Source organism: Pedobacter sp. UBA5917 (assembly GCF_002432345.1).
In the GTDB taxonomy this organism is placed as follows: Bacteria; Bacteroidota; Bacteroidia; order Sphingobacteriales; family Sphingobacteriaceae; genus Pedobacter.
The window spans coordinates 1-4,811 of the sequence record NZ_DJDT01000065.1; the positions used below are offsets into that span (position 1 = coordinate 1).

Genomic DNA, 4,811 nt, shown 5'->3' on the forward strand with positions numbered 1-4,811 from the left:
GATCTCTCCACTCCGCTGCGCTTCGGTCAAGATGACGGCACTTTTTATTAAAAGTTTGCGGGTGAGGGACACAAACCACGGAGACACAAACAATCACCAACAAGCAAAAAAGTCCGTCATTGCGAGGAACGAAGCAATCTTACAACGATCGCTATTAGCGTGCGCTTTAAGATTGCTTCGTTCCTCGCAATGACGGACTATATTAATGACGTTCTCCTTTAAACTACTTCACTTCCTCAAATTTCAGCACTACACTTGTTCTATCCGTATTTAAAACAGGGTTGAAACCCACTTTCATCAAAAAATCTCCTGTATAGGTTTTGTTGCCATCAATTGGTGATTTTGTACCCGGGAACAGGTTAATCTCCTTGATCTGGTATTTTTTAGCTGCATCCAATCCATTTAATTTAACCGGATACTTACTGCCTTCGCCATAACGGTAATTTACCAGGTAATTAAAAATTACACCTTCTGTTTTCTGGTCGTTTACATATAACATTGAGGCCACACTACCGCTGCGCGGATCGGCTAAACGATACTGCTCGCCCTGCCAGATAATACCTTTCACTTCATTATAATTTTTGATCGCATCCTGACAGAACTGAAGTTCATTTTCAGGCAGTTTGCTTACCACAATATCAAAACCCAGTTTGCCCATCATGGCCACATCCGTACGGAATTTTATCGGTTGTTTGCCCCAGTCGGTTACGTGGTTGGAACTGCTAATGGCCGGATAGAAATAAGAATACTCCCACTGCATAAAAATCCTTTCCAATGGATCGGTATTATCGCTTGGCCAAAACTCTGTAAAATATTGTAGTGCAGCATAATCTACCCTACCGCCACCGCCAGAGCATAACATCATTGGTACCGTTGGGTATTTGGCACGGATGCGCTGTAACACGCTATACAAACCCTTTACATAATCAATATAAAAGTGCGACTGATTTTCCTGATGTGCCGAATAAGCATTATAAATCACCGCATTACAATCCCATTTAATATAAGCCAGTTTTGGATTTTTTGTAAACAGATCGTCAACCACTCCGAAAACAAAATCCTGAACTTTTGGGTTCGAAAGATCAAGCTCCAGCTGGTTCCTGAAATAATATTCCGAACGGTTTGGCTGTTTCACCACCCAATCGGGGTGTTTTTCGTATAATTCGCTTTTCGGGCTCACCATTTCGGGCTCAATCCAGATCCCAAACCTCGTTCCAACCTTATCGGCTTCTTTCACCAATGAGGCGATGCCATTTGGTAGTTTCTTTTTGTTTTCCTGCCAGTCGCCCAATGCTGCGTTGTCGCTGTTACGCGGATATTTATTTCCAAACCAGCCATCATCAAGCAAAAAGAAATCAACACCCAGTTTTTTGGTATCTTTTAATAATTCAGCCAGTTTTTGTTCATTAAAGTCGAAATAAGTAGCTTCCCAGTTATTCAACAGCGTTAACCGACTGCCTTTCCCATCCAAAATCTTATAACTGCGTGCCCAATCCTGCAATTTTCTGCTTGCATCGCCTTTTCCCTGATCAGAAAAGGTATATAGAAACGCTGGCGTTGCAAAAATTTCGCCCGGTTTTAAACTATAAGGCGAAGCATAATTATTCATACCCGCAATAATGCGCAGGTTATTCTGATAATCGAGTTCCAGATCGATCTTGAAATTTCCGCTCCACTCCAAAGCGCCGTACAAAACATTTCCTTCGTTCTCTTCCGCAGGTTTATCCATCGAAATCATGAAAACTGAGGGCTGGAAAAGATTCGCCCTGGTACCCAGCTTGCTATCCAACGTTTTAATACCATGGGTAATTTCGCTCTGCTCAGGCTGCATTTCTTTTGCCCAATCGCCATGGTACTGGTTGAGCCAAAAATGTGGCGATTTTAAATGCAGGTTGGCCGAAGCATATTTGTTCAGTGTAACCGCACCTTTTTCGCTGTGTTTAATTTCCGTCCACTGCTCTATTACATCCTGTTTATAAAAGGATTTATAAAACAACGTTACTTCGAAATTGTATACCGGGTCTTTCAACCTAATCTTTAACAGGCTTACATTATCATCGATTTTGGTAACGCTATGGTCAACATATTTCAGATCAAGCGAATTATTGCCATCAGCATGCGTAACACTAATGGCCGGTTCTACCAAATTCCGCGATCCGGAAGGCGTATAAGCCGAATTTAACTGTCCGGTATAATCTTCTGTTTGTTTGTACATACCGCTAACCTGCGCGTATTCCTGTTTATCGGCAAGCTTTTTACCAAAAAATATGGTGTTTACATCTTTCTTAACATCAGCCTGTAAAACCAGCGCATTATGGGCTGTTTCGATAGGGATTAAGGTTTGGGCATTAAGCTGTGTTATGGCAAAAAGGGAAACGGCAATGGCCAATGCGCCATGCCTGATGTAACCTGTAAATTGATCTGATTTGTTCATTTGTGTTTTCAATAGTAATCGCTAATGTTTTATAGATAGAGGGTTGATTAAATGTTACTTTTTGAGCGTAATTTTAAGGATAAGGGCATCTTTAGCAGCCAGATTGATCGTTTGGTTGTTTTTAAAGTCTTCTGCTGTTTTGGCAATCAGGTTTTCGGCTTTATATACCTCATTTGTTTTTAAACCGATCCTCGAAAAGTTGATACTAAAAGGTTTTGTTTCGTCGCCATAGTTAAATACGGCCAGGTATTTTACATTTCCTACCTCTTTTACAAATAGCTGTGAAGCCGATTTGCCCCTGTTCCCTTCAACAGGAACAAATGCTTTTCCATCCTGCAAAACTTTAAGGATTTCGGTATTGTTCAACAAACCCTGTGCAGTGGCAGTCCATTTACCCTGACGCGAAAAATCGTCGCCGGTAATGCAGGTACCCGTTACAATGGCTGATAAAAAACGTGCAGTATTTTCGCCGTCTGATTGATCTGAGAAAACCACATGATCGGCATCAATATAATCGTAAAGGTAAGTTTGCCACCAGCCATTGCTTACGCTATTTAAGGTATATTCGGTATCTTTTATCGATTTAAAAGCATCGCAGGCAATGCGGCGTACATGTACATACCGGCCAGAAGCCAGATTTGGCGAAATGGCGGCGTAAACCAGCATTTTACCATCAAGTTGTTTTAACAAAAACTCCATTCCGGTTTTATAGGCCTGCATACCTGTTGTAATTTTCGGATCAAAAAAGTGATCAGATTCTATGGCCGCATGACCTAAAAAGTCGATTTTGATCATTTCAAAACCGCATTCCTTAAATTTGTTGATTACGGTTGCGATGCGTTGTTGCGTACCCGGATGCGTTGGATCCAATGCCCTTGCACCATCAATATCGTGATGGCCAGCGCCAACTTTTGTCCACATCTCACCAAAAGTGTAATCGGTTCCTTCAGCTTTACGGTTGCCACCGCCAGCAAAACCCCAATCAACAAAAGGTGCCCAGTAAATGCCCGGTTTCAAGCCTTTCGATTTGGCGTGATCGGCAAATGCTTTTAGTTTGGAGTAATCGCCGGTTAAGCCTCCTTCTAGCAGGTTATCCCAATACGAATCGAGATCGATAAAAGCCACGCCCCCACTCCTGAAACTTTTTAAACTATCGGCAAAAAAATCGTTTACCTGGTTGGCTTTTTCGAGCGTGATTTTTTCCTGCATGGCACCCCAGCTGTTCCAGCCTACGGGTGTTGCCGTGTTCCATTTAAAAACAATAGGTGGTTCCGAAATCCTGTTCAGTTTGGCATAAGTTTCCATGCCTAAACGCCAGTCGTTAAAAGCACCGAAAAATACCTTTGCCGAACTGATTGCATTACCATTTAAATAACCATGCTGAATTTTATCGCGGGTAATACTTTCTTCGGTATAACCACAAATGGCCTGTATGCTAATCTTTTTATCGACGTCCATTGCAGTGATCACACCCGTTTTCCAGTTGCTGTGTTCGAGGGAACCAAATACAAAACCCTTACGCGACTGATCGTGGTATAAAGCGCCAACCTCGGCACTTGGATTGTTCACATTGGCTTTTAAAGGCACTGTATTGTACGAAATGAAGGTATCGTTATCAAATGGTACAAATAAACTGGTGGGTATATCCGAAGATTCCTGATCAATCAGATTTCCGGCTAGTGGAATAATGCGGTTAATGGATAAATCAGCACCTTGTAAAGTAATGCTGATCACGAAATAATCTTTACCGCTGTAAGTATAAAATACCTGCAGCATAGTTGGTAAACCACCTTTTTTTAGCAGGAAGGTATGTCTAAAACCATTTCCAAAACCATCTTTAACGGCGGTTCTGGTATAGATAATCTGCTTATAATCTTTAGAACTGAACAGCTTTTTCTGAAATTCGACCTGAGAAAAACCATTTAACAACAGCTGTGCTCCTCCTTCCGAAACAGTAAAGGTTCCGGTTTTAAGGTTATAATCTATTTTTCCCGTTTTACCATAATCAATAACAATTGCCGAAACTGGCCGGATTGAAAAGAATAGTAAGCTTAAAATCAAAAATGCCTTGCGCTTGAATAAAAATTTAAAAATCATGTATTGTTTAAAGTTTGACCGAAGTGATGGTGGTTAATTTTCCGTTTAGTTTCACTTTTACCTTTTGTGGTGTTGCCGAAGCTATTTTGTAGGAAGTAATTTTACCATCCTTCCAGTTCATATCCACTGTAAAATTACCCCTTGCTTTTAGTCCTTTTATTTCTCCAAAGGCTTTCCATGCATCCGGAATGGCCGGTAGCAGTTCGATAAATCCATCATGACTCTGGATCAACATTTCGGCAATAGCCGCAGCAGCGCCAAAGTTGCCATCAATCTGGAA

General features: G+C 41.3%; 3 protein-coding genes. All 3 read right to left on the minus strand.

The features are described from left to right. Positions 1 to 223 precede the first annotated feature (223 nt). On the minus strand, positions 224 to 2,434 hold the full coding sequence (locus B2V92_RS04280) for an alpha-galactosidase (RefSeq protein WP_293305034.1): 2,211 nt from the start codon (positions 2,432 to 2,434) through the stop codon (positions 224 to 226). A gap of 54 nt (positions 2,435 to 2,488) precedes the next feature. Continuing rightward, positions 2,489 to 4,531: an alpha-galactosidase gene (locus B2V92_RS04285; protein ID WP_293305035.1), complete on the minus strand. Its 2,043-nt coding sequence runs from the start codon at positions 4,529 to 4,531 to the stop codon at positions 2,489 to 2,491. 7 nt (positions 4,532 to 4,538) lie between these two features. After that, positions 4,539 to 4,811, minus strand: a 273-nt coding sequence (locus B2V92_RS04290; RefSeq protein ID WP_349681418.1) for a glycoside hydrolase family 95-like protein, incomplete at its 5' end; no start/stop codon positions are given.

What these genes read in the sequence shown, in the direction of transcription:
- B2V92_RS04280 (WP_293305034.1), bottom strand. Translation starts at nt 2,434, where the DNA reads ATGAACAAATCAGATCAATTTACAGGTTACATCAGGCATGGCGCATTG.
- B2V92_RS04285 (WP_293305035.1), bottom strand. Translation starts at nt 4,531, where the DNA reads ATGATTTTTAAATTTTTATTCAAGCGCAAGGCATTTTTGATTTTAAGC.